Origin of the sequence: Candidatus Blastococcus massiliensis AP3 (genome assembly GCF_000582785.1) — a bacterium.
GTDB lineage: Bacteria > Actinomycetota > Actinomycetes > Mycobacteriales > Geodermatophilaceae > Blastococcus > Blastococcus massiliensis.
On record NZ_HG931173.1, the window covers coordinates 1,590,877 to 1,615,462 of the forward strand.

27 protein-coding genes and 1 tRNA gene are annotated in these 24,586 nt (G+C 73.9%); 9 read left to right on the forward strand and 19 right to left on the reverse strand.

The genetic code is table 11. The features are described from left to right. Positions 1–406: hypothetical protein (locus BN344_RS20200; RefSeq protein ID WP_231486582.1), on the reverse strand; the 406-nt coding region annotated here is incomplete at its 3' end. A gap of 79 nt (positions 407–485) precedes the next feature. After that, positions 486–980 (reverse strand): NUDIX domain-containing protein, encoded by a 495-nt coding sequence (locus BN344_RS07860; RefSeq protein ID WP_040338140.1) that lies wholly within the window; start codon positions 978–980, stop codon positions 486–488. Positions 981–1,112: 132 nt separating this feature from the next. On the opposite strand from BN344_RS07860, the gene BN344_RS07865 reads away from it, so the two are divergent. From BN344_RS07865 to BN344_RS20205, 4 genes are all read left to right on the forward strand, one after another. Further along, on the forward strand, positions 1,113–1,571 hold the full coding sequence (locus BN344_RS07865) for a MaoC family dehydratase (RefSeq protein WP_040337606.1): 459 nt from the start codon (positions 1,113–1,115) through the stop codon (positions 1,569–1,571). 126 nt (positions 1,572–1,697) lie between these two features. After that, on the forward strand, positions 1,698–2,636 hold the full coding sequence (locus BN344_RS07870; RefSeq protein ID WP_051515634.1) for an alpha/beta fold hydrolase: 939 nt from the start codon (positions 1,698–1,700) through the stop codon (positions 2,634–2,636). Between the two features lie 38 nt (positions 2,637–2,674). Continuing rightward, on the forward strand, positions 2,675–3,790 hold the full coding sequence (locus tag BN344_RS07875) for an NAD(P)/FAD-dependent oxidoreductase (protein ID WP_040337607.1): 1,116 nt from the start codon (positions 2,675–2,677) through the stop codon (positions 3,788–3,790). Positions 3,791–3,944: 154 nt separating this feature from the next. Then, a complete protein-coding gene (locus tag BN344_RS20205) occupies positions 3,945–4,844 on the forward strand; it encodes a DUF2510 domain-containing protein (RefSeq protein ID WP_051515635.1) in 900 nt (299 codons plus the stop codon). Between the two features lie 14 nt (positions 4,845–4,858). On the opposite strand, the gene BN344_RS07885 is transcribed toward BN344_RS20205, so the two are convergent. The 3 genes from BN344_RS07885 to BN344_RS07895 form a co-directional block, all read right to left on the reverse strand. Next, complete coding sequence (locus BN344_RS07885; RefSeq protein ID WP_040337608.1) at positions 4,859–5,530, reverse strand: GerMN domain-containing protein; 672 nt, start codon at positions 5,528–5,530, stop codon at positions 4,859–4,861. Continuing rightward, a complete protein-coding gene (locus BN344_RS07890; RefSeq protein ID WP_040337609.1) occupies positions 5,527–6,900 on the reverse strand; it encodes a HAMP domain-containing sensor histidine kinase in 1,374 nt (457 codons plus the stop codon). The genes BN344_RS07885 and BN344_RS07890 overlap by 4 nt, the downstream gene beginning before the upstream one ends. Before the next feature lie 76 nt (positions 6,901–6,976). Continuing rightward, positions 6,977–7,690 carry a response regulator transcription factor gene (locus BN344_RS07895; protein ID WP_040337610.1) on the reverse strand — a complete coding sequence of 238 codons (714 nt, stop codon included), beginning with the start codon at positions 7,688–7,690 and terminating at the stop codon, positions 6,977–6,979. Between the two features lie 133 nt (positions 7,691–7,823). Here BN344_RS07895 and BN344_RS07900 point away from each other — a divergent pair, with 133 nt between their 5' ends. Continuing rightward, complete coding sequence (locus tag BN344_RS07900; protein ID WP_040337611.1) at positions 7,824–8,177, forward strand: STAS domain-containing protein; 354 nt, start codon at positions 7,824–7,826, stop codon at positions 8,175–8,177. Continuing rightward, entirely contained in the window at positions 8,177–8,437 is a 261-nt protein-coding gene (locus BN344_RS07905; RefSeq protein ID WP_231486635.1) for an STAS domain-containing protein, read from the forward strand. Before BN344_RS07900 ends, BN344_RS07905 begins: the two co-directional genes overlap by 1 nt. A gap of 25 nt (positions 8,438–8,462) precedes the next feature. On the opposite strand, the gene BN344_RS07910 is transcribed toward BN344_RS07905, so the two are convergent. The 3 genes from BN344_RS07910 to BN344_RS20210 form a co-directional block, all read right to left on the reverse strand. Next, positions 8,463–9,290 (reverse strand): hypothetical protein, encoded by an 828-nt coding sequence (locus BN344_RS07910; protein WP_040338143.1) that lies wholly within the window; start codon positions 9,288–9,290, stop codon positions 8,463–8,465. 268 nt (positions 9,291–9,558) lie between these two features. Further along, a complete protein-coding gene (locus BN344_RS07915) occupies positions 9,559–9,816 on the reverse strand; it encodes a hypothetical protein (protein WP_040337613.1) in 258 nt (85 codons plus the stop codon). Positions 9,817–9,863: 47 nt separating this feature from the next. Next, on the reverse strand, positions 9,864–10,031 hold the full coding sequence (locus tag BN344_RS20210) for a hypothetical protein (RefSeq protein WP_166518203.1): 168 nt from the start codon (positions 10,029–10,031) through the stop codon (positions 9,864–9,866). 126 nt (positions 10,032–10,157) lie between these two features. On the opposite strand from BN344_RS20210, the gene BN344_RS07920 reads away from it, so the two are divergent. Both BN344_RS07920 and BN344_RS07925 read left to right on the forward strand, forming a co-directional pair. Beyond that, positions 10,158–10,637, forward strand: coding sequence for a DUF2975 domain-containing protein (locus BN344_RS07920; protein ID WP_040337614.1), 480 nt, complete (start codon positions 10,158–10,160; stop codon positions 10,635–10,637). Next, entirely contained in the window at positions 10,637–10,897 is a 261-nt protein-coding gene (locus BN344_RS07925) for a helix-turn-helix domain-containing protein (RefSeq protein ID WP_040337615.1), read from the forward strand. The genes BN344_RS07920 and BN344_RS07925 overlap by 1 nt, the downstream gene beginning before the upstream one ends. A gap of 1 nt (position 10,898) precedes the next feature. Here the strand turns inward: BN344_RS07925 and BN344_RS07930 are convergent. Further along, positions 10,899–10,985: transfer RNA gene (locus tag BN344_RS07930), tRNA-Ser, on the reverse strand. Between the two features lie 59 nt (positions 10,986–11,044). Next, complete coding sequence (locus BN344_RS18985) at positions 11,045–13,648, reverse strand: putative bifunctional diguanylate cyclase/phosphodiesterase (protein WP_051515636.1); 2,604 nt, start codon at positions 13,646–13,648, stop codon at positions 11,045–11,047. Between the two features lie 244 nt (positions 13,649–13,892). Between BN344_RS18985 and BN344_RS07940 the strand changes: the two genes are divergently transcribed. Then, a complete protein-coding gene (locus tag BN344_RS07940; RefSeq protein ID WP_051515732.1) occupies positions 13,893–15,119 on the forward strand; it encodes an MFS transporter in 1,227 nt (408 codons plus the stop codon). A gap of 15 nt (positions 15,120–15,134) precedes the next feature. On the opposite strand, the gene BN344_RS07945 is transcribed toward BN344_RS07940, so the two are convergent. The 9 genes from BN344_RS07945 to BN344_RS07980 form a co-directional block, all read right to left on the reverse strand. Continuing rightward, positions 15,135–16,166, reverse strand: coding sequence for an ABC transporter ATP-binding protein (locus tag BN344_RS07945; protein WP_040337616.1), 1,032 nt, complete (start codon positions 16,164–16,166; stop codon positions 15,135–15,137). Next, on the reverse strand, positions 16,163–17,227 hold the full coding sequence (locus BN344_RS07950) for an ABC transporter ATP-binding protein (RefSeq protein ID WP_040337617.1): 1,065 nt from the start codon (positions 17,225–17,227) through the stop codon (positions 16,163–16,165). Before BN344_RS07950 ends, BN344_RS07945 begins: the two co-directional genes overlap by 4 nt. Beyond that, positions 17,224–18,180: an ABC transporter permease gene (locus BN344_RS07955; protein ID WP_040337618.1), complete on the reverse strand. Its 957-nt coding sequence runs from the start codon at positions 18,178–18,180 to the stop codon at positions 17,224–17,226. Before BN344_RS07955 ends, BN344_RS07950 begins: the two co-directional genes overlap by 4 nt. Before the next feature lie 19 nt (positions 18,181–18,199). Beyond that, a complete protein-coding gene (locus tag BN344_RS07960; protein ID WP_040337619.1) occupies positions 18,200–19,141 on the reverse strand; it encodes an ABC transporter permease in 942 nt (313 codons plus the stop codon). Next, positions 19,138–20,658, reverse strand: coding sequence for an ABC transporter substrate-binding protein (locus tag BN344_RS07965; RefSeq protein WP_040337620.1), 1,521 nt, complete (start codon positions 20,656–20,658; stop codon positions 19,138–19,140). The genes BN344_RS07960 and BN344_RS07965 overlap by 4 nt, the downstream gene beginning before the upstream one ends. Positions 20,659–20,788: 130 nt before the next feature. Next, positions 20,789–20,944: a hypothetical protein gene (locus BN344_RS20215; RefSeq protein WP_166518204.1), complete on the reverse strand. Its 156-nt coding sequence runs from the start codon at positions 20,942–20,944 to the stop codon at positions 20,789–20,791. A 12-nt stretch (positions 20,945–20,956) separates the two neighbouring features. Next, positions 20,957–21,748: a class E sortase gene (locus BN344_RS07970; RefSeq protein WP_081788432.1), complete on the reverse strand. Its 792-nt coding sequence runs from the start codon at positions 21,746–21,748 to the stop codon at positions 20,957–20,959. A 94-nt stretch (positions 21,749–21,842) separates the two neighbouring features. Beyond that, a complete protein-coding gene (locus BN344_RS07975; protein ID WP_040337621.1) occupies positions 21,843–22,991 on the reverse strand; it encodes a hypothetical protein in 1,149 nt (382 codons plus the stop codon). A 299-nt stretch (positions 22,992–23,290) separates the two neighbouring features. After that, the gene (locus BN344_RS07980; RefSeq protein WP_040337622.1) at positions 23,291–24,505 is read right to left on the reverse strand and encodes an acyl-CoA dehydrogenase family protein; all 1,215 of its coding nucleotides are present in this window, start codon (positions 24,503–24,505) and stop codon (positions 23,291–23,293) included. Positions 24,506–24,586: the final 81 nt, after the last annotated feature.

The window sequence follows — 24,586 nt, forward strand, 5'->3', positions numbered from 1 at the left end:
CAGCGCCGGAACCGGCCGATCCACCGGCCCCGCCTGAGCCGCCGGGCGCCACCGACCCCACCTCGACCGGACCGGGGGCACCGGGGTCCGGCGCGGGCGGGGGCGGAGCGGGTGAGCGCGAGGCCTCGCTGCTCACTCCCGCCTCGCCACCCTCGGCGCCGCCCGTGCCGTCGTCCCCCTCCCTGTCCGGAGTGGGGGTGAAGACGTCGTCGGCCTCCCGGCTGGTCTCCTCGGACCCCCCGGAGAAGAAGACCGCCGCGGGCGCTGCGACGAGCAGCGCCGCGCAGAGGAGGGCGATCGGCAGCAGCAGCCGCCGGCCCAGGTCCGAGTCGCGCAGCTTCAGACGCGCGAGAACCGCCCGTTGCGGGGACGGCTCGGATGCGCGATGGCGCGGAGAGCGGGACAACACTGCTCCTCGGGAGAACGGGGCGGGAGTCGTTCCGCGCCCAGTGCCCACCCCGGAAAGGGATTACGCGTGCCGGCACTCACTCCCGCGTGTCGGCCGCCTCCTTCGGCGCGGCGATCAGCGGGCGCAGCCGGTCCAGCGAAGCGGCCAGCCCCGGGTGCAGCGGAACCGCGTGCAGCTCGGCCAGGGGCAGCCACGCCGCGCCGTCGCTCTCGCCGTCCAGCCGCAGGTCCCGGACCTCGATCGGGCGGGCCGGGCGCGCCAGCACCGTGGTGTAGGCCCAGCCGCCGTGGTCGTCGACCGACCGCGGCCCCAGGACGACGTCGTCCGCGGTGAGCCCCAGCTCCTCCCGCACCTCGCGCAGCGCGCCGACGTGCGGCAGCTCCCGCGCGTGCAGCGCACCGCCCGGCGTGCCCCAGGTGCCGCCGTGGTGCGACCACAGGGCGCGGTGCTGCAGCAGCACCTCGGGACCGCCGGCGCCGTCGCGGTGCAGGAACAGGCCCGCCGCCCCCGCCCGGCCCCAGTGCTTGTGCCCCAGGGCGCACGTGGCCCAGCCGTCGGTCGAGAACACCACCCGCCCAGTGAACCGGGAAACGCCGCAGCGCGCCCGGATCGCGGCGCTGCGACCCACCTGGGCGAACCGCGCCGGGACGAGGACGTAGGTTCCAGGGAACGCACCCACCGCTGTTCCTGACGGAGGACCTCGATGAGCACCACCACGACCATGGCCGAGCTGAACGGGCTCGTCGGCAGCGAGCTGGGCACCAGCGAGTGGTACGAGGTGACCCAGGAGCACGTGAACCTCTTCGCCGACGCGACCGGCGACCACCAGTGGATCCACGTCGACCCGGAGCGCGCGACCAAGGAGAGCCCCTTCGGCGGCCCGATCGCCCACGGCTACCTGACGCTCTCGCTGCTGGTGCCGCTCTTCGGCGGCGTCCTCCGGGTCACCGACACCGCGATGGGCGTGAACTACGGCCTGAACAAGGTCCGCTTCCCCTCCCCGGTGCCGGTGGGCTCGAAGGTGCGCCTCACCGCCACGCTCACGAACGTCGAGGAGATCGCCGGCGGCAAGCAGCTGACCTTCTCCTGCGTCATCGAGCGCGAGGGCGGCGACAAGCCGGTCTGCATCGCCGAGCCGGTCTACCGCTACTACGGCGGCTGACCGACCGGACTTTCGGCCCCGGAAGTCCGGGACTTCCGGCGCCGAAAGTCCCAGTGCGACCCGGGGGTCCGACAGGTCCCCGGCGGAGGTAACCGCGCGGCAACACGAGGGTGGTGCACTGGTCCGATGCCCCTGACGCCACTGCCGCGCGAGACCCGGGTCGTGCACGGCCACCGGCGGGCGTTCGTCCGCGCCGGCGAGGGTCCGCCGCTGCTGCTCCTGCACGGCATCGGCAACAGCGCCCAGACCTGGGCCGCCGTCGTCGACCGGCTGGCCGCCACGCACACGGTGATCGCCCCCGACCTGCTCGGCCACGGCTCCTCGGACAAGCCCCGCGGCGACTACTCGATCGCGGGCTACGCGAACGGGATGCGGGACCTGCTCTCGGTGCTCGACATCGAGCAGGCCACCGTGGTCGGCCACTCCCTCGGTGGCGGGATCGCCCTGCAGTTCGCCTACCAGTTCCCGGAGCGCTGCGAGCGACTGGTGCTCGTGAGCAGCGGTGGCCTGGGCCCCGAGCTCTCCCTCGGCCTCCGGGCGGCGACCGTCCCCGGCAGCGAGGCGGTGCTCACCGCGCTCACCCACCTGCCCCTACCGCTGCGCTCCGGGCTGCGGGCACTGGACGCGCTGGGCAAGGCCGTGGGCTGGCACCGCGCCCAGGACCTCGCCGAGGCGGGCGAGGCGATGCTCGCGCTGTCCGACATCGAGGCCCGCCGGGCGTTCCTGCGGACGCTGCGCAGCGTCGTCGACGCCAGCGGGCAGTGCGTCACCGCCGTCGACCGGCTGTACCTGGCCGAGGCGGTGCCGATGCTGGTCATCTGGGGCAAGCGCGACCCGATCGTGCCCGTCGCCCATGCCGAGACGGTGCGCCGGCTGGTGCCGTCGGCGCGGGTCGAGGTGTTCCCCGACGCCGGGCACTGGCCGCACCTGGCTCAGCCCGACCGCTTCGCCGAGGTGCTGCTCGACTTCATCGCCGCGACCCAGCCGGTCGAGCACGACCGCGACGGCTGGCGGGCCCTGCTGGCCGAGCAGCGGGCCGAGCGGCAGGCCATGGCCAGGCGCTAGCAGGACCCCGGCCGGGAACAGCCCGTAGCGTCGGTGCCGTGGAGCACTGGGACGTCGTCGTCGTGGGTGCCGGCCCGGCCGGGTCCGCCGCCGCGCTGGCCGCCCGGCGGGCCGCCCCGGGCACGCGGGTCCTCCTGCTCGACCGCGCCGACTTCCCCCGCGACAAGGTCTGCGGCGACGGCATCGCCCCCGAGGCGCTCGACGTCCTGGGCCGACTGGGGCTCGACCAGGCCACGCTCACCGAAGGCTTCGCGCCCGCGCCGCGGCTGCGGCTGCGCTCGCCCGGCGGCGCGGCGGTGGAACGGGCGATGCGCCGTCCCGCGCACGTCGTGCCGCGGCAGGTGCTCGACGCCCGCATCCTCGCCGCGGCGCTGGCCGCAGGCGCCCAGCTGCGGCGGCACCAGGTCCGCACGCTGACCGTCCACCCCGAGCTGGTCGAGATCGACGGGACGCTCACCGCAGGCGTCGTCGTCGGCGCCGACGGGGCGGAGTCCGTCGTCCGCCGGAGGCTCGGCGTGGCGCCCAACCGGCCCGACCGGATGGCGGTGGCGCTGCGCGGCTACGCCCCCGAGCTGCCCGGCCAGGAGGGCGTGCAGGTCATCGCCACGACCGAGCAGCGCTGGCCGGCCTACGCCTGGTCGTTCCCGCTGGGCGACGGCCGGGCGAACGTCGGTTACGGCGAGCTCGTCTCCGGCGGCGCCAGCCGGGCCGCGCTGACCGAGGGCCTGCACCGGCTGCTGCCGGGGGCCGCCCCCGAGGGGCTGCGCGCGCACCGCCTCCCGCTGTCCACCCAGCGGCCGCGGCAGCCCGACGGCCGGGTGCTCCTGGCCGGCGACGCCGCCTCGCTCATCAACCCGCTCACCGGGGAGGGCATCTTCTACGCGGTGCTCTCCGGGGCGCTCGCCGGCGCGGCGGGGGTGCACGGCGCGGCAGCCGGCCGGGCCTACCGGACCGCGCTGCGCCGACGGCTCGGCCGGCACCTGCGGCACTCGTCGGCGGCCTCGGCGCTGAGCCGGTGGCCACGGGTCATGGACGCCGCCTTCCGCGCCGCCGCGGCCGAGCAGCAGGTGTTCGACGACGTCGTCGACCTGGGGCTGGCCGACGGGAAGCTCACCCTGCCGACCCTCGCCGCGGCCGCCCGCCGGCTCCGCTGACCCGGCGAGAGCTGACCCGGCGAGATCTGCACACTCGCCCCCATCAGGACGCCGAACCGGGCGAGTGTGCAGATCTCGCGCCGGGAAGTGGTCCGCAGACGCCGCCGCGCTGCCATCCTGTCGCCGCGACCGAGGCGACGAACAGGAGACGACCATGTCCGAGGCTTCCTGGCTGCCCGACCCTGCCGGGACCCACGAGCTGCGCTACTGGAACGGCTCGAGCTGGACCGAGCACGTGTCGGACCAGGGCACGCCCGGTCAGGACCCAGTGACGTCCGAGCTGCCGCCCCCGGCCGCCGCCGTCCCCCCGCCGCCGATGCCCGGCGCGTCGGCCGCGGCACCCGGCGGGAAGCTGGGGTGGAAGGACCGCCTGAAGCAGGTCGCCGACCAGGGCAAGGCCATGGCCGAGCAGGGCAAGCAGAAGCTCGCCGAGCAGAACGCCAAGCGCACCGAGCAGTGGGCCAACGACCCGAGCACGCTGTGGTTCGGGGAGAGCAAGAACGCCGCGACCAGCGCCGCCGGCGTCTCCAAGGCGCGCTACCGGATCACCAAGGACCGGGTGTGGATCGAGAGCGGGCTGCTCGGCACCCGCACGGAGAGCGTCCCGCTGTGGTCGATCAAGGACATGGACGTGCGGATCGCGGTCTGGCAGCAGGGCAAGGACGTCGGCGACGTCGTCCTCAACCTCGAGGACCCGACGCTCGGCGCCGGCCAGGACATGTTCAGCATGAGCGGGAACATCGAGGGGACGACGTCGGGCCAGGTCGTGCTCGACAACATCGAGGGCCCCTACGCCGTGCTCGACCTCCTGTCGCCGCTGATCAGCGAGGCCCGGCAGAAGAAGACCATGGAGCGGCAGTCGACCTACGTGCACAACATGACGCCGGGGATGCCGTACGGGGCGCCGCCCCCGCAGGCGGCGCCGGCGCCCGCGCCGGCCGCGCCGCAGAACGACATGGTCGAGCAGTTGAAGAAGCTGGGCGAGCTGCGCGACGCCGGGATCCTCACCGAGGAGGAGTTCGCCGCGCAGAAGGCGAAGATCCTCGGCGGCTGACCGGGGCCCGGGGGTCAGGACGGCGGGGCGGCCGGTTCCCCGGCCGTCTCCCCGGCGGTGTCCTCGGCGGGCGCCGGGGCGGCCGGCGTCGGCGAGGGCGTGCGGAATCCGGCGTAGTCCTCGGCGGCGAGCGGATCGTCGGTCAGCTCGCCGCCGGGCAGCGGGGCCTCGATCGGCTCGCCGGCCAGCTCCAGCAGCACCGCGCTGACGCCGGGGACGCTGGTCGCGGTGAGGACGATCTGCGCCACCGCCCGGCGGCCGGCGAGCGCCGAGGCCGCGAAGGCGCTCACGTCGATGGTGGCCGTCCCGTTCTGCAGCGAGGTCACCGTCAGCTCCACCTCCGGCGGCAGGGCCGTCGAGAGCTGCTCGTCGCGTTCCGCGGCGGTCGGTGCCTCCGCCAGCGCCTCCAGGAGCTCGGCGAGCCGCTCCCGCCGGGTGCTGCCGTTGAGCTCGCGCCCGCGCGGGACGAGCGCGTCACCGGGCCCGATCAGGTAGACGCGCGAGGTGTCCGGGAGCACCTCCGGAGGGGCGCTCGTGGCGGACGGCGCGCTGGGCTCGGTGAGTCCGTACGGCACGTCGGACTCCGGGATCGCGGCCGGCTGCCCGCCCGTCGGCACCCCGCACCCGGCGAGCACCAGCAGGAGCGCGAGCGCGGCGGCCAGTGCGGCGGCGGCCGGGCGGTTCACGCGTCCACCACCGGGAGTGACAAGGAGAAGCGGGCGCCCCCGCCGGGAGCGTCGGCGACCCATGCCGCTCCGCCGTGGCGCGCAGCGGTCTCGGCGACGATCGCCAGGCCCAGCCCGGCACCGGGGAGCGACCCACGGGCGGCCCGGGCGCCGCGGGCGAAGCGCTCGAAGATCCGTTCCCGGTCCTCGAGGGCGACCCCGGGACCGGCGTCGTCCACGGTGACGACGACGGCGCCGTCGCGCCGGTGCACCCCCACGCCGACCGTTCCGCCGCCGTGCCGGTCGGCGTTGTCGAGCAGGTTGCGCACGGCCCGTTCCATGCTGGTCTTCTCCACGCGCACCGTCGTCCGCTCGTCGGGGTCGGCAGCCAGCAGCTCCGGGTCGCGGCCGGTGACGGACAGCAGCTCGCGGACCAGCGCCGTCATGGGCAGCGGGGCGGCCGCCGCGAGGGCCTGGGCGTCGTCCAGGCGGGCCAGCTGCAGCAGGTCGTCGAGCGTGCGGCGGAAGCGGCCCAGCTCGCCCTCCACCAGGCTCAGCGCCTGCTGCGCCCGCGGGCTGAGCTCCTCGCGTCGGGCACCGAGCACCTCGACGCTGGTCACCAGGGTGGTCAGGGGGCTGCGCAGCTCGTGGCTCACGTCCCCCACGAAGCGGGCGTCCCGATCGATGCGCGCGGCCAGGGCGTCGACCATGCTGTTGAAGCCGCCGACGATGGCGACCAGGTCGGGGTCGTCGGTCGGGGGCAGACGGGTGGTGAGCTCGCCCCCGGCGATGCGGGTCGCCGCCCCCGCCACCTGCTCCAGCGGCTGCACTGCCCGCCGCCCGGCCCAGACGCCGAACCCGGCGCCGGCGGCTGTCGCGGCGATCGCGGCCGCGCCCAGCACCACCGACAACGTGGTGAGCACCTGCCGCAGCTCGAGCAGCGGGGCGACCTCGTAGTACTCGACGCCGGCCGCGCGCAACGGCACGCCGACGACGAGGGCGGGGCCGTCGGCGGTGTCGATCCACGCCCGGCCCGCCGATCCGTCGGTGACGATCCCGCGCAGCTCGTCGGGCACGTCCCGCGCCCCGAGGTCCAGGCTGGAGGAGTACCAGTTCTCGCCGCTGCGGAGCACCACGTCCGCGCCGCCGGAGGGCACCAGTTCGGTCACCAGCTCGCCGACGTCGGCCCCCGCGGTGGCCAGCCGGCTGTTGAACACGTTGGCGTCGGCGAAGGCCTGCCGGGTGAGCGAGGACTCGCGCTGGTCGAGCAGGTAGCTGCGGGCGGCGAAGAACGTCGTCCCGACCAGCACGACCGACACCAGCAGGGTCACCGCGGCGAACCCGAGGACGATCCGCGCCCGGAGCCCCCGCGGCCCGAGCGCGAGCCTCACTGTGTCGTCTCGTTCGCTCCGGCGGGCCGCTCGGCTCCTCGCTCGTTCCTCGCCGCGATGCTCACGCCCCTGTCGCTCACTGGGGGTCCAGCCGGTAGCCCAGACCCCGCACGGTGACGACGAGCCGCGGGGCGCTCGGATCGTTCTCCACCTTGGTGCGCAGCCGCCGCACGTGGACGTCGACGATCCGCTCGTCCCCGAAGAAGCCGTGCTCCCACACGCGCTCGAGCAGCGCCTGCCGGCTGAACACCCGCCCCGGCGAGGCGGCGAGCTCGCACAGCAGCCGGAACTCGGTGAGGGTCAGCGGCAGCTGCTCGTCGCCGCGGTGCACCGTGCCGCGGCCCTCGTTGAGCACCAGCGGACCGGCCGGGTCGGAGTCCAGCACGACCTCGCCCGGGGACCGGTCGGGGGTGCCTCCACCGGCACGCCGGCGCAGGGCGCGCAGCCGGGCGGTGATCTCCTTGACCTCGAACGGTTTCGTCACGTAGTCATCGGCGCCGGCCTCCAGCGCCGCGACGATGTCATGGGTGTCGGCCCGGGCGCTCACGACGATGATCGGCAGGTCGTGGTCGCGCCGGACCTCGCGGATGACGGCGTAGCCGTCCATCGAGCCGAGCATCAGGTCCACGACCATGAGGTCGGGTGCGGCCATCGCGACCGCCCGCACCGCGTCCTCGCCCGACGCCGCCTCGGCGACGTCGTACCCCTCGTCCTCGAGCGCCCAGCGCAGGGCGGTGCGGATCGAGTCGTCGTCCTCGACGACCAGCAGACGCAGCGCCACGGCCGACATGCTGCCACCGCGCCCCGACCGGCCGCCGACCGCGTCGGGCCCGTCATGCAATCGCAAAGCGCTGCCCCAGGGGATTGCAACGTGCCGGAGGGAGGCTGGGCGCCAGTTCCCGCAGTCGTCGAAGGAGTTCGCCATGACCGCCGCAGCCGTCCGCGCCGCCGCCCACAGCCGGCTCGACAGCTCCGGCGACGAGGTCACCGTCGAACTCAGCGACGACCTCCTCGCCGACGGGCTCGCCGATGTCCGGTGGCTGCTGCACGACGCGCTGCTGGCCGGCGCCCGGCGGCTCGTGGTGGATCTGACCCGCGTGCAACTGCTGTCGAGCACGGCCGTGGCGAGCTTCCTGTGGGCGCACCGCATCTGCCGGGCCCGGGGCGGCACCGTCGTCCTGCGCGGAGCGAACCGACGCACGCTCGACCTGCTCCATCGCACCGGCCTGTGGCTGGTGCTGGAACTGGAGACCCCCCGCGGAAGGAACGTCGCGTGATGCTGTCGGAGACGATCGACCTCCGGATCGGGCTCATCCGCGCCAGCGGTCACCTCACCGCACAGGGCGCCGACCTCCTGCGCGGCACCGCCGACTCGTTGCGCGAGGGCGGCCACCGCCGCGTCGTCCTGGATCTCGCGGGCGTCCAGGCGGCCGACGACGACGGCCTGGCCGTGCTGCGCAACCTGCGCACCTCCTTCGCCGAGGACGGCGGCGAGCTCGTCCTGCGGCACGCCTCCCAGCTGGCCCTCTCGGCCTGACCGGCCGGGACCGTTCCCCCTCGGTTCACCGCAGGGCCGTCACCAGGGCGCACCGCGTGTCGCCCACCGGCTGGACGACGAACCCGAGCTGCTCCAGGACGTCGGTGATGGCGGCGTTCATGAGCTGCTGCACGGCGTCGTCGGCGGTCGCTCCGCGCACCTGCTGCAGGCTCATCCGGTCGTGCGGGCGCCAGCTGACCAGCAGCCCGGTCGCGTCCTGGTCGGGCACCAGGCAGACGCCGCCCCCGGACTGCGCCGCACCGGCGTCGTGCAGCGGCAGGCCGGCCTCCACGAGCGCCGCCGCGACCTCCACGACCAGCGTGGTGAGCGGGTCGGTGTCGGTCAGCAGCACGTCCCACTCGGCGGGGAGCCGGTCGAGGTGCCGGCCCAGCTCGCCCAGCCACGCGCGCTCCTCCGGCGAGGGCTTGGGGCGCACCCGGCCGTCGGTGCGGCGGGTGCCGTAGACCGCGACGGCGGACAGGTCGTCGGCGAGGGCAGCCCAGTCGGCGTCGACCCGGTCGGCGTACGGACCGGCCAGCACCTGCGCGGACTCGCCGACCAGCCACCAGGCCGGGCCCTCGTCGGTCACCGGGGCGGGGCCGGGTCGCTCAGCCAGCCCGACCGCCTGGCCGGTGCGGGCGGGAGCCGTGGCCGTCTCGGCCGAACGCTCGGTCGTGCGCCGTCCGGCAGGGTGGTTGCCGGAGCGCTGGGCGGCCGCCCGCTCGGGCTGGCGCGCCCCGTTGCGCTCGAACTCGTAGCGGGCGGTCGAACTGGCTCCCAGCGCCACCACCAGTCCGGTGAAGAGCAGGAAACCGAGAACTACCACTGCCGGCCACACCAGCGTCGCGCCCATGGTCACGCGGGAACTCCTCAGCGCCTCTGCCGCGGAGGGAAGTACCGCGGACCAGGCAGACGCTAGGGGGCTCCGGGGTCGTCATCGGCAGTCTGCGACCGGCCCGGAACCGCCCCGTCACCGGATCGTTGTGGTGACCCCACCGAGGGCCGGGTGACCCGCCTCCCGGTGCACCCACATGTCGACAAGCGGCGCTCCCACCAGCGCGGATGCGGTCACCGAGCGCTCGGTCACCCCGTCGGCGGACGGCGGGATGGCGTGTCGGGCCTCAGATGAGGTCGAGGCGGGCCATGTGCCGCCACAGCTCCCGGTCGTCGCCGGACAGGCCGTCCCAGTCGTCGAAGCTGCTGGCCGCCTGGAGCTCGCGCGCCCGGCGCTCGACCCGGGAGTCGTCGATCATCCGGGCTCGTGTCTTGTACACCGCGAGGTGGTGGACGACCGGGTTGCCACCCACCTGCTCCTCCTCGGAGATGTGGGCGAAGCCGCCCGGAACATGTTGCACGTCGTCTCGCTCTGGCTGGGTCACGTCGCCTCCTCTCGATACGGAATCGGCAGAAATGCCCGCGCACTTGACTACGGCGCGCCGATCCGGCGCCGCCGGGCGGTGCGGACGACCAGGACGACGGCGCCGATGACGAGCAGGACACCGATGCCCTGCAGGCCCGGCGAGTCGTCGTAGCCGCCGGCGACGACGGCCGCGGCACCGAGCGCCACGAGCAGGACGGCAGCGAGGTAGGTCATGGGTGCTCCTCAGGACATCGGACGGCCGACAGGTTGCGGACGTCGGGCGGCCGGCGGGTCCGGCCGTCGAGCGACACACTGACACACTCTATTGACTTTCGATAGGCAGTTGCTGATAGTCGATGCATGCTCGAAGTCCGACGGGCCGTGGCCCCACTCCGCGTCTTCCTGGTCCTGCTGTTCGCCCTCCTCGTGATGCTGCAGGCCTTCTCGCTGCCGGGACAGTTCGCGCACATGGCCGAGGAATCCCCCGACCAGGCCCACCTCCGCTGGCCGCTCACCGCCGTCGCGGTGTTCTGGGTGCTGTGCGTGCAGGTCGTCGTCGTCTGCACCTGGCGGCTGCTCGCGCTGGTCCAGCGCGACGAGATCTTCAGCGCCGGGGCCCTGCGCTGGGTGGACGGGATCGTGGGTGCCATCGGTGCCGCCTGGGTCGTGCTGCTCGGCGTCTTCCTGCTCGTGGGCTTCACCGCCGACGACCCCGGGCTGCCGCTGCTGCTCTTCGTCGTGCTGCTGGCCGGCGCCGCCCTCGGCCTGCTCATGGTGGTGATGCGGGCGCTGCTGCGCCAGGCCACGACGCTGCGCACCGACATGGAAGCGGTCATCTGATGCCGATCGTCGTGCGCATCGACGTCGAGCTCGCGCGGCGCAAGATGAGCGTCGGCGAGTTCGCCGAGCGGATCGGCCTGACGCCCGCGAACGTCGCCGTCCTCAAGAACGGCCGCGCCAAGGCGGTGCGGTTCAGCACCCTGGAGGCCATGTGCCGGGTGCTCGACTGCCAGCCCGGGGACCTGCTCGAGTGGGTCGACGACGAGGAGGCCGGCGCCGGCGCGGTCCGGCCGGCTGCCGTGGGGCACCCCGACGGCTGAGCGGAGGGCGTGGGATTCGAACCCACGATGGGTGTTACCCCATAGCGGTTTTCAAGACCGCCGCCATCGGCCACTAGGCGAGCCCTCCTGGCGGGACCGAGGCTAGTGCCTCCCGTCGGGGTCCCTCAGGACGGCGGGTACCGGGCCTCAGGACGGCGGTGCGGGAGTCCCGCGCCGCGCGGCCAGCGCGGCCTCGGCGGACAGCGGCCGGGAGAGCAGGTAGCCCTGGGCGGAGTCGCACTGCTGGTTCCGCAGCCACTCCAGCTGCGCGGACTCCTCCACGCCCTCGGCGACCACGGTCAGGCCGAAGGTGTGCGCGGCGCGGATCATCAGCGCGACGAGCTCGGCGTGACCGGAGTCGGCCGAGGAGATAAAGCTGCGATCGATCTTCAGCGTGTCCACCGGCATGCTCGCCAGCTGCCCGATCGAGGTGTAGCCGGTGCCGAAGTCGTCGATGGCGACCGTGACGCCCAGCTCCCGCAGCGCCGCGAGGTGACCGAACGCGGCCGGCTCGTTGACCAGCACCGTCTCGGTGACCTCGAGCACGAGCAGCCGGGCGGGCAGCCGGGAGGCCGCCAGCGCGTCGGTGACGTCCTGCACGACCCGCGGATCGGCCAGGTGCCGCCCGGAGACGTTGACGGCGACGGTGAGGTCGGCCTCGTCCGGCGCGGCGGAGCGCCACTCGGCGACCTGGCGGGTCGCCTCGTGCAGCACCCAGCGGTCCAGGTCGCAGATCAGCCGGCTGCTCTCGGCCACCGGGATGAAGTCGTTGGGCGGCACCATCCCGACACCGGGCCGCTCCCAGCGCACCAGCGCCTCGTAGCCCTCGAGCCGGCCGGACGCCAGGTGGACGACCGGCTGGTAGTGGACCTGCAACTCCCCGGCGGCCAGGCCGGCGGAGAGCGCGGTCTCGATCTCCGAGTGGGCGCACTGCTGGGCCCGCAGCGTCTCGTCGAAGAGCTCTGCCCGGCCACGCCCGCCGGCCTTCGCCCGGTAGGCGGCGGTGTCGGCCTCGGCGAACAGGGCGTCGGCATCCACGGCGCCGTCCTGGCTGACCGCGATGCCCACGCTGGCGCCCACGCGCAGCTCGAGCCCGGCCACCGCGATCGGTTCGCTGACGACGTCGATGAGGCGCCGGGCCAGGTCGACCAGTTCGCGCTCGTCCGACACCCGCTCGACGAGGACGACGAACTCGTCCCCGCCCAGCCGGCACACGACGTCCCCGGGGCGCAGCGCGGCGCGCAGGCGGTCCGCCACCTCGCGCAGCACCGTGTCGCCGGTGGCGTGACCGTGCCGGTCGTTGACCGCCTTGAAGCCGTCGAGGTCGACGAACAGCAGGCCGGTCATCTCGCCGGAGCGCCGGCCGCGGTGCAGGGCGGCGGTGACGAGGGTGCGCGCCTGGGTCCGGTTGGGCAGGTCGGTCAGCGGGTCGTGCGCCGCCTGGTGCGCGAGGGCGGTCTGCAGCTCCTCGCGCTCGCGGACGGAGTCGACGAGCTGCTCCACCGAGGCGTGCAGCAGCTGCCCCAGCGGGCCGGGCAGCGGCTCCGCGAGAACGGGGGCGGACAGGTCACCGCGGGTCACGGCGCCGGCCTGGTCCTGGATGCGGCGCAGTCCGGCCACCGTCGTGGCCAGCGCCGCGGACACCGTCCGCGCCTCGCGGGGGCCGGCTCCGGTGATGTCGACCAGCTGGCCGTGGCTGATCCGCTCGGCCTGGTCGGCCAGCAGTCCCAGGGCGCGCGAGACGCTGCGCCCGACGAGAACGGCACCGGCCAGCGAGGCGAGCACCAGCCCGATCGCGAGAGCCAGGAGGCGGTCCCGCCGGCTGTTCGCGGCCTCGCGGTCGGCGGCGGAGAGCTGCTGCGCCTCGGCGACGGCCTCGTCGAGGAACTCGGTGAAGGCGGCGTCCCGCGTCATCGCCTGCCCCACGAGCGTGATCAGCTCCTGGACGGACAGCCGTCCGGTGGCGGTGCCGTCGGCGTGCGCCCCGAGGACCTTGTCGATCCCCCTCATCTCCGGCGTCGCCCTGAGCTGCCACCACCGTGCGCGCAGTGCCGGCTGGGACAGCTCGCCGACGTCCCGCCGGGCGTGCTCGTAGTCCTCCCAGCGGATGCGCCATGCCTGCTCGTCGACCCTCTCCGCACCCATCAGCTGCGTGCCGATGAACTCCGGCATCAGGCGGCCGGCCACCGTGGCGGCGTCGGCGATGAGCCGCACGTCCTCGGTGGCGGCGCTGGTCGCGACCGGCGCCTCCTCGGCCGCGGCTGCCTGGGCGACGCGGCGCTGCGCGGCCGCCAGGTCGTCGGCCAGGGCGAGGAAGCCGCGGTAGAGCTGGTCGATGTCCGTGTTCCCGCCGTCGACGGCGGCACGCAGCGCGGTCGCCCGTCGCACGGCGGAGTTCGCCGTCGCGTCACTGCTCGAGCCCGCGGCCAGCCGCTCGAGCGCCTCGTCGGTCGCGGCGCGGCTGTCCTGCATGGCGCCCTCGGCGAGGTCCCGCTGGTCGAGCAGCGCGGCCGTGTCCGGTGAGACCGCGGTCGCGGCGGCCGAGTCGTCGATGATGGCGAGGGAGAGGCTGGGCACGATCTCGCGCACGACGGCGCTGCGGGCGGAGTGCAGCCGGGCCAGGTCGCCGACGGCGGCTTCCGACCGCGCGGCACCGGCGGCCTCCGCCACGGCCATGCGGACGATCGTGGTGGTCAGCGCGACCACGCCGACCAGCGGCACGAGCACCAGGGCCGTGAGGTACAGCCACAACGGGGTGCCGCGCCGGGGTCGTGCCGTGTGTGCACGGCTGCTCCGCATACCGCCCCGTCGGCGCACGTACCACCGGACTTGAGGGAGACCTCCCTCGGAGGAGGGAACCCCGCCCGGAACCCGGGCCCGGTGCCCCGGCTGGGATCAGGGAACCTGATCCCAGCGCTTCCTACCTGGCGGTGGGCGGTGAGGGAGGACGCTTCGCGGTGGGGGAGGACGCTTCGCGGTGAGGGAGGACGTGCACGTGCCGCACGCAGCGCGACCGGCGGCGGGGCCCGCCTCGACCGCCTCCCGCCGGTGGTGGCGGGTCGTCGCACCCGCCGCGGTGCTCGTGCTCGTCGCCCTGTGCCTGCGCGCGCCGTTCGCCGCCGTCGGTCCGGTGCTCGGCGAGCTGCGCGACGAGCTCGGGCTGTCCACCGGCGCGCTCGCCGTCGTCACCGCGCTGCCGCTGGTGTGCTTCGGCCTGGTCTCCCCGTTCGCACCGGCCCTCGCCGCCCGCTTCGGCATCCACCGCGCCGTCCTGCTGGGAGTGCTGCTGATCGCGGTGGGTGTGCTGCTGCGACTGGGCGGGGCGCCGGGCCTGTTCGCGGGCACGGTGCTGCTCAGCGGCGGGATCGCGGTCGGCAACGTGCTGCTGCCCGCGCTGGCGCGGGCGGAGTACGGCGTCCGGGCGGCCGCCGTACTCGGCGTGATCACCGCGGCGATGTCGGGCTCGGCCAGCATCGGCGCGGGCCTGGCCCAGCCGCTGTCCACCGCCGCGGGCAGCGCGGTCGCCGGGCTGGCGCTGTGGGGCGTGCTCGTGCTGGCCGCGCTGGTGCCCATGGTGGCGCTGGCCCGCGCCCGGCGGGGGGTCGCGCGCCCCGCCGCGGCGCCGTCCGGTGCCCGGTCGGCCATCCTGCGCGACCGGGTGGCCCTGGCGGTGACGCTGTTCTTCGGGTTCCAGTCGCTGTCGTTCTACGCGATGCTCACCTGGCTGGCCGACATCCTGGAGGCGGAGGCCGGGGTCTCCCCCGTGGCCGCCGGCGGGCTGCTGGCCGTCGCGACGGCGCTGGCGGTGCCGCTCGCGCTCGTCGTCCCCCCGCTGGCCGCGCGCCGACCCGGGCAGCACGGCTGGGTGCTCCTCGGCACCGTGCCGGTGGTCGTCGCGATCGGCGGGCTGCTGCTGGCGCCGGGCTCGGCTCCGCTGCTGTGGGCGTTCCTCTACGGGCTGGGGAGCGGCGTCGCGTTCCCGCTGTCGATGATGCTGATCGTCGCGCGCAGCCGGGACGTCGCCCAGACCGGCCGGCTGTCGGCGAGCGCGCAGAGCATCGGCTACCTGCTCGCGGCGACCGGCCCGCTGGGCGTGGGGCTGCTGCGCGACGCGACCGGCGGGTGGGAGGCAGGACTGGCGCTCATGCTCGGCGCCGTCGTCCTGCAACTGGTCGTGGGCCTGGCCGCCGCCCGCCCCCGCCTGCTGGCCCCCACCGTCTGACGCCGCGCCCCCGGGTCAGGGCGTGGCGGTGATGCCCTCCGGTGCGGTCGCCGGCGTGCCGACGACGCCGTGCAGGTGGCACGCGGCCTGCTGGCCGGGCGCCCCCACCGGCTGCAACGCGGGGTCGACGTCGTCGCACGGCTCGAACACGTACGGGCAGCGGGTGCGGAACCGGCAGCCGCTGGGGACGGCGGCCGGCGAGGGGACGTCGCCGGTGAGGACGATCCGCTTCCGCTCGCGCTCGAGCGCCGGGTGCGGCACGGGCACCGCCGACAGCAGCGCCTGCGTGTACGGCATCTGCGGATCGCTGCCCACCGCCGCGGCCGGCCCGATCTCCACGATGCGGCCCAAGTACATGACGGCGATCCGGTCGGCGATGTAGCGCACCGCCGACAGGTCGTGCGAGACGAACAGCAGGGTGAGCCCGAGCTGCCGCTGGAGTCGGCGCAGCAGGTTGAGGACCTGCGCCTGCACGCTGATGTCGAGGGAGGCGATCGCCTCGTCGCAGACCAGGAAGTCCGGCTCGCCGGCCAGCGCGCGGGCGATGCCGACGCGCTGCCGCTGACCGCCGGAGAACTCGTGCGGATAGCGGCCGGCGACCGCCGGGTCCAGGCCCACCAGCTCCAGCAGCTCGCCGACGCGCGCGGCCTTGTCGCGGCCCTTGCGCAGCCCGTGCACCTCCAGCGGCTCGCTGACCGTCTGGGCGACCGTGCGGCGGGGGTCCAGCGACGCGAACGGGTCCTGGAACACCATCCCGGCGCGGCGGCGCAGCTCCTTGAGCTTCCGGCCGTCCAGCCCCGTGATGTCGGTGCCCCCGAAGGTGATCGAGCCGCCGGTCGAGGGCACCAGCCGCAGCAGCGCATTGCCCAGCGTCGACTTCCCGCAGCCCGACTCCCCCACCAGGCCCAGCGTCTCGCCTCGGTAGATGTCCAGATCGACGCCGTCGACGGCACGCAGCACGCCGGCCGGCTGCTTCCGGAATCCCCGGCCGCCGACGGGGAAGTGCACCTCCAGCCCGCGGGCGGAGACGAGGACGTCGTCGCTCACCGGCCCCCCTCCCCGGGACTTCCGGCGCCGGAAGTCCCCTCCGTGCACCAGGTCGCCGCCCGGTGCGGCAGCCCCGGGGGGCCAGAACGGCCATGTCGGCCCTGGGAGATCTGGACCAGGGGCGGTTGCTCGGTCTCGCACCGGGCGTCGCCGCGCACCGGGCAGCGCGGCCAGAACACGCAGCCCCGCGGCAGGTCGGTGGGCGAGGGCGGCACGCCGGGCACCGTGGCCAGCTCGGGGAGAGCGCCGTCCGGCCCGGGACGGGCCAGGTCGGGCAGGGCGCCCAGCAGCCCTCGCGTGTACGGGTGCACCGGGTGGTCGAGGACGTCGTCGACCGTGCCGTCCTCCACGCACCGGCCGCCGTACATGACCAGCACGCGGTCGGCGATGCCGGCGACCACCCCGAGGTCGTGGGTGATCCAGATGACCCCGGTGCCGTGCTCGGCCTGGAGCTTCTCGACCAGATCGATGATCTGCGCCTGCACGGTGACGTCGAGCGCCGTCGTCGCCTCGTCGGCGATGAGCAGCGCGGGGGAGTTCGACAGCGCTATCGCGATGATCACCCGCTGCCGCATCCCACCGGAGAGCTCGTGCGGATACCGGTCCAGCGCCCCGGTCGGATCGGGCAGGCCCACCTCGGCGAGCAGGTCGGCGGCCCGGCGGCGGGCGGCCGCCTTGTCCATGTCGCTGTGCGCGCGGATGCCCTCCACGAGCTGCCGGCCGACGGTGAGCACCGGGTTGAGCGACGTCATCGGGTCCTGGAACACCATGCCCGCCCCCGGCCCGCGCACCTGGCGGAGCCGCTCGGGCTTCATGGTGAGCAGGTCCTCCCCCTGCAGCAGCGCCTTCCCGGTCACCGTCGCCACCCGAGCGGGCAGCAGGCCCAGCAGTGCCAGCACCGAGACGCTCTTCCCGCTGCCCGACTCCCCGACGACGGCGACGGTCTCTCCCGGCCCGACGGTGTAGGAGAGCCCGTTGACGACGTCGGCCGGACCGCGCGGCGTGCGCAGCCGGACCCGCAGGTCCTCGACCTCCAGCACCGGCTGCGCCCCCGCGGTCACCTGCCGCCTCCCGCCATGAGCGTCCGCTGGCGGGGATCGAGGACGTCGCGCAGCCCGTCACCGAGCAGGTTGAAGCAGAGCACGGTCAGGAAGATCGCCATCCCGGGGAAGAAGGCCAGCCACCAGGCGTCCTGGATGAAGCCACGGCCCTCCGCGAGCATCCGCCCCCACGAGGGGTTCGGCGGCTGGGTGCCCAGCCCGAGGAAGGACAGCGCGGCCTCGGCCAGCACCGCGAAGGCCAGGCTGATCGAGGTCTGCACGATGATCGGCGGCGCGGCGTTGGGCAGGACGTGCCGGCTGAGGATCCGGAGGTCCGACGCCCCCACCGAGCGCGAGGCCCGCACGTAGACCTCCTCCCGGACGCCGAGCACGCTGGCCCGGGTCACCCGGGCGAAGATCGGGATGTAGACGATGCCGATCGCCAGGGCGGTGTTCCCCGACCCGGGCCCGCGGACGGCGAGGATGGCGATGGCCAGCAGCACCGCCGGGAAGGCGAAGAACATGTCCATGATCCGCATGAGGACGTCATCGACCCACCGGCCGTAGTAGCCGGCGAGCAGGCCGATGAGCGTGCCGATCAGCAGCGCGATCCCGACGGCCAGGAAACCGACCCGCAGCGAGACGCCGGCGCCGAGGATCACCCGGCTGAGGACGTCCCGGCCCAGGTCGTCGGTACCGAACGGATGCGACCAGCTCGGCGGCTGCAGCCGGTCCTCGACCGAGGTCTCGTTCGGCCCCTGCGCGGCGAGCGTCTCGTCCACCAGCGACATCAGGATGATCGCCAGCAGGACCAGGCCGGCGAATGCGGCCGTCGGGTTCCGGGCCAGCAGGCCGAGGGTCTCCCGCCACCGCGGCCGGGCCGGGCGCAGCGTCGCCGGACCCGCCGACGTGTCCTTCGCGTCCCCCTGACCCGCCACCGGCGCGTCCGGCGGGGGCAGCGGCTGGCCGGTCACCGCAGGCCTCGGCGGAGGTTCATCGCCGGATCCGTGGGTCGATGGCCGTGTAGAGCAGGTCGACGATCAGGTTGATGACCAGGAAGACGACGGCGAACAGCAGGATCGCCCCCTGCAGCACCGGGTAGTCGCGGGCCTGGACCGACTGCAGCGCCAGCTGGCCCAGCCCCGGCCAGGCGAAGACGATCTCCACGACGACGACGCCGGACAGCAGGTAGGCCAGCTGCACGCCGGTGACCGTGACCAGCGGGAGCAGCGCGTTGCGCAGCACGTGCCAGGTGAACACCTGCCGCTGCGGCAGCCCCTTGGCCTGCGCCGTCCGCACGTGGTCCGCCCCGATCGCCTCCAGGACGCTGGACCGCACGAACCGGGTGATGACCGCACCGGACACCGTGCCGGTGACCACCGCCGGCATGATCAGCCGCTCCAGCCAGCCGACCGGGTCCTCGCTCAACGGCACGTAGCCGCCCGTCGGTAGCCAGCCCAGCGTCCCGGCGAAGACGAGGATGAGCACGATCGCCATCCAGAAGTCCGGCACCGAGATGCCGAACTGGCTGATCACCGTGGCGAACCGGTCGACGATCGACCGCGGCCGCAGCGCCGAGATCGTGCCCAGCGGGATCGCGATCACCAGCGCCACGAGGATCGAGGCGAAGGCCAGCGTGAGGGTGGCGGGCAGCCGCTCGGCGATCAGCGCCGTCACCGTCTCACCGCTGCGGAAGCTGACCCCCAGGTCGCCGGTGACCGCCCCGCCCAGCCAGGTGACGAACTGCTGCGCCAGCGGCAGGTCCAGGCCGGACCGCTCCCGCAGCGTGTCGTAGGTCTCCTGCGAGAACCGGGTGCCGAGCGCCAGCCGCACCGGATCACCCGGTACGAGATGCACCAGGGCGAAGACGATGACGCTGACCCCCGCCAGCACCACCACCGACTGACCGGTGCGGCGGAGGACGTACCCGGTCAGGGCAGCTCCACGTTCTCGAAGTTGATCGCCTTGTCCGCGCGGATCTGGTAGCCGGACAGGTCCGGCGCCCAGGCCTGCACGACGTCCGGGTTGTACAGGTACAGGTAGGAGACGTCGTCGACGATGATCGTCGCGGCCTCGTCGTAGAGCTCCTTGCGGGCGTCGTCATCGGTCTCGCTCGCCGCTTCCTGCAGCAGCGCGTCGACCTCCGGGTTGCTGTAGCCCTGGTAGTTGTTCGGGCCGTCGGTCTGGTGCTGCTCCTCGTAGTAGGCGGCCGGATCCAGGTTGCCGAGCCAGCCCAGGTAGAACGCGTCGTAGTCGCCCTCGCCCTGGCGGTCGAGCCACGTGGCGAAGTCCAGCGTCTCGATCTGCACGTCGATGCCGATCTCGTCGAGCTGGCTGGCGATGACCTGCGCGGCGGTGACCGTCTCGGGGTACTCGTCGGTGACCATCAGCCCCATCGTCAGCGGCGTCGACACGCCCGCCTGCTCGAGCAGCTGCCGGGCCTGCTCGACGTCGCGCTCGAACGGGGCGTAGTCGAGGTAGAAGAAGCTGTCCTCGGGGATCGCCGTCTGGTTGGGCTCGGCCGCGCCGAACCAGGCCGCCTCGGCCACCGCCTCGCGGTCGATCGCGAAGGAGATCGCGCGCCGCACGTCGCGGTTGTCGAACGGCGGGCGCTCGTAGTTCATCGACATGTACCAGTAGTCGACGCTGGGAGTGGTCTGCAGCTCCACCGAGTCGTCGTCGCCGAGCGACTCGATCTGCTGGGGCGGCACGTTGTCGGTCCAGTGCACCTCACCGCTCTGCAGCGCGGTCAGCGCCGCCGCCGGCTCGGTGATGTAGCGGAACTCGACCCCGCTGACGCTCGGTTCCCCGCCCCAGTAGTCCTCGTACGCGGTGAGCACGGTGCTGCTGGCGTCGGAGCTGTCCAGCATGAAGGGGCCGGTGCCGTTGGCCTCGGTCTCCAGGTTCAGGTCCTCGGCGGCGTTCTCCGGGAGGATCGCCATCCCCTTGAACGAGCCGATCCGCTCCAGCAGGTTCGGCGTCGGCTGCGAGAGCGTGATGACGACGGTCTCCGCGCCGTCGGCCTCCACCGACTCGACGTTCTGGAACCGGAAGGAGTTGCTCAGCTCCTCGTCGATGATCCGGTTGTAGGAGTAGACGACGTCGGCGGAGTCGAACTCGCTGCCGTCGTGGAAGGTGACGTCGTCGCGCAGCGTGAACCGCCACTCCAGCCCGTCGTCGCTGGTCTCCCACTCCGTCGCCAGGCTCGGCCCCATCGTCAGGTCCTCGGGATCCGGGACGACGAGGGTGTCGTAGACGTTCTCCAGCACCTGGAAGCTCGCGTACGCGGTGGTCACGTGCGGGTCGAGCTGGTCGGGCTGGGCGCTGACCGCGGCGACGAGCGGATCGTCACCCCCTCCTCCCCCGCCGGTGTCGACCGAGTCACCGCCGCCGCAGGCGGTGAGAACGAGGGCGCCGCTGGCGGCGAGAGCGAGAAGTCGAGTGGCGCGCACGGAGTCCTCCGGAGCATCGAGGTTCGTCGTCCACCCCCGACCTTTCACCCGTACGCGCAGGTCGGCCACCCGAGCCGGGCGTTCAGCGGCATCGTTGCCGCATCGCAACCTGGCTCCGGGGCGGACCGCCTCAGTCGACCGTCACCTCGTTGAACGGCAGCCGCGGCTCGACCCACGGGAAGACGACGAACAGCAGCAGCGCCACGACGACGGCGACGAGCACCAGCGCCTGCGCCGTCTTCAGCGCCGTTCCACCGGGCAGGTGCCGCCAGATCCAGCCGTACATCTCGTCTCCCGTTCAGCGCTCGTAGAGGGCGGCCGGCCCGTCGGGCCACTGCGCCTTGCTCAGCGGCGGCCCGTCGAGCTGGGCGTGGACGACCAGCCGCTGCCGCGCGGAGTACTCCGGATGGCAGGTGGTCAGCGTCAGGTAGGCGCCGGTCGCGGGGGCGGTCTCCGGCGCGTCCGGGGTGGGCGAGATGACCTCGACGTCGGTCGGCCGGACGATCCGCCGCCCGGGGATGCCGCTGGGGTCGGCCTCCAGGTCGCCGGTCGCGACGTCGCCGAGCACCCGGTAGACGAACCAGCTGTCCACGGTCTCGACCACGATCGGGTCGCCCGCCTCCATGAGGTCGAGCTCCAGGAAGGGCGATCCCTTGCCCACCCGGTGGCCGGCGAGCGAGACGTTGCCCTGCTCGCCGGGCATCGCCGTTCCGGCGTAGTGGCCGGGGCCCTGCGCGAGCACCCTCTCGCTCGTGCCCTCCAGGATCACCCGGGCGTAGTCCTCACCCAGCCGCGGGATGCGGAGCACCCCGAAGGCGTCGCCGATCTCGACCCGGGTGAGCTCCGCCGGCTCGACGCCCGCGCGGTCCCACTGCTCGTACAGCTCCTGGCTGAGCCGGTCCTGCTGGCGGTCGGCGATCACGTCGGTCACGAGCAGTTCGTAGACCACGAACAGCAGGACGACCAGCCCTGCCGTCACGAGGAGCTCGCCGGCGGCCCGGGCGATCCCCGGCCAGCGCGGTCGCCGCTCCCGGGCGACGACCCGGGGGTACGGGGCATCCACCCGCTCGATGGGCTCGGTGTGCGTCATCTGCCGGTCCGTTCCGGTGCTGGAGGTCCTGGTGGACCGCAGACCCGGGACCCGAGCCGGAGGGCTCGGGTCCCGGGTCCGGGAGGGGGATCGGTCAGGCTGCGGCGCGGCGGCGGGCCACCACGATCAGACCGGCGCCCAGGCCGAGGGCGGCGATGCCACCGATGACCGGGACGGCGACGTCGGCACCCGTGGCCGCGAGCGTTGCCCCGGCCGTGACCGTCGCGACGCCCGCATCGGACACCGTGATCGGCAGCGTCACGTAGCGGAGCACGCCGTTGGCGTCGACGCCGGAGGCGACCAGCGTGTGGGTGCCCTTGGCCAGCCCGGCGGGAATCGTCACCTCGACGGAGAACTTCCCGTCGACGTCCGCGACGGCCGTCGTCAGCACCTGGGGCGTGGAGTAGACGATGACGCTGACGGTCGAGCCGGGCGCGTAGCCGTCACCGGTGACGGTGATCTTCGCGCCGGGGGCGACGGCGCCGGCAGCCGCACCGGTCATCGCCAGGTCGCCGTTCTTGGCCGGGACCTCCGCGGGGGTGGTGACAGCCGGGATCACGCCGGTCCGCGCCGTGGCGACGGCCTCCGGGCCGATGTTGCCCTTGGTGTCGACGGCCGAGACGAGGAACAGGTAGTCGTAGCCCGGGATCGCCGGGACCGTGCAGGTGAGGGCAGTCGTGGTGCGGCACTGCTGCGCCATCCCGCCCAGCTCGCCGACGTTGATGCCCGCGTTCACGACGTAGCCCGCCACGCCGTGGGTGCCGGGCACCGTGGCCGCGGTCCACGTGATGGTCGCGGTCCCGTTCCCGAGCTGCACCGTCGGGACGCCGGGCGTGCCGGGGCGCACGAAGGGGGTGCCCGTCTTCGCCGCCGACCAGTCGCCGGCCGTCTGCTCCGAGTCCAGCCCGCGGACGGTGACCGGGTACTCCACGCCGTTCTGGAGCCCGTCGATCTCGAAGACGCCGTCGAAACCGCTCTGGTCGTCCACGTCGAGCAGGGCCGGGGAGGTGTGGTCCCCTCCGTCGAGCGAGTACTCCCAGCTCGCCGGGTCGGCACCGGTGTAGTCGGCGTCGAAGAAGACCCGGAGGCCGCCGTCGGTGCCCTCGACGGCGACGATCGTGGGCGCGGCCACGCCGGGGGCGGCCTGGGCCACTCCGGTGACGCCCAGCAGGGCGGTGGACAGTCCGATCGTGCCGGCGGCGAGGACGCCGAGCGCACGACGGGGTGATGACGTGAGCTGCACGTCGACTCCTCCATGGATCCCGGAACGCCGGGACGGTCGCCCGGGAATCCGGACGCGACACCGGACCACGACCGAGGCGCCGATCCGCGCCGCGCCATGCCGTCGGTCACTTGTGTTGCACAGCGCAACCAGATCGTCACCAACGCGCGAACGCCCAGGTCACGGCGGTGCGGGCCTGAAGCCGAAAGAGCGACGAACCAGCGCCCCTCCCCTTGTCGGATGCTGTTCCCACGCGCCCAGGACGACGACGGCCGCCGTCCCGGGGCGGGGACGACGGCCGTCGTGGGGGGTGCGAGGCGTCAGCGGATGTGGACGCCGGAGATGGTCCGCGCGATGACCAGCCGCTGGATCTCCGAGGTGCCCTCGAAGATGGTGTAGATCTTGGCGTCGCGGGCCATCCGCTCGACCGGGTAGTCGCGCGTGTAGCCGTTGCCGCCGAGGATCTGCATGGCCTGCTCGGTGACGCGGACCGCCGTCTCACCCGCGACGAGCTTGGACATCGAGCCCTCGGCCGCGGTGAACTGCTGGCCGTTCTGCGCCATCCACGCGGCCCGCCAGACCAGCAGCCGCGCTGCGTCGATGGAGGTCTTCATGTCGGCGAGCATGAAGGCGATCGACTGGTTCTCGATGATCGCCCGGCCGAACTGCTCGCGCTGCTTGGCGTACTCCAGCGCGTACTCGTAGGCCGCGCGCGCGACACCGACGGCCTGGGCGCCCACGGCGGGCCGGGTGCGCTCGAAGGTCGCCATCGACGGCTGGGTGCGGCCGGTCTTCACCCCTTCACGGGCGCGGGCGAGCCGCTCCTCGAGCTTCTCCCGTCCCCCGAGCAGGCAGTCGCCGGGGATGCGGCAGTCCTCGAGGACGACCTCGGCGGTGTGGGAGGCCCGGATGCCGTGCTTGAGGAACTTCTGCCCCTGCGAGAGGCCCTTCGTCTGAGGCGGGACGATGAAACTGGCGTGCCCGCGGGCCTTCAGCTCCGGGTCGACGACGGCGGTGACGACGTGGATGTCGGCGATGCCGCCGTTGGTCGCCCAGGTCTTGGTGCCGTTGAGCACCCACTCGTCGGTCTTCTCGTCGTAGACCGCCCGGGTGCGCATGGCGCCGACGTCGGAGCCGGCGTCGGGTTCCGAGGAGCAGAACGCGGCGACCTTGGGCTCGGCCTCGGTGCCGAACATCTGCGGCACCCACTGGCCGACCTGCTCGGGTGTGCCGTTCGAGCTCACTCCCGCCGCGGCGAGGGCGGTGCCGACGATCGCCAGGCCGATGCCGGCGTCACCCCAGAAGAGCTCCTCCAGGGCGATCGGCAGCCCGAGTCCGGACTCCTCGAAGGACTGCGTGGCGAAGAAGTCGATCGAGTAGAGACCGACCTTCGCGGCCTCCTGGAGGATCTCCCAGGGGGTCTCCTCCCGCTCGTCCCACTCGTGGGCCGCGGGACGGATGACGTCCTCGGCGAACTGGTGCACCCACTTCTGCAGCTCGATCTGGTCCTCGGTGAGCCCGAACGACACGGCCATCAGTTGACGCCTCTCTTCAGTCCTGCATGTCTGTCGGCCCCGTCCGGGGGCCCGCCCCGAGCCAGCGGGGTGGGGCGGACG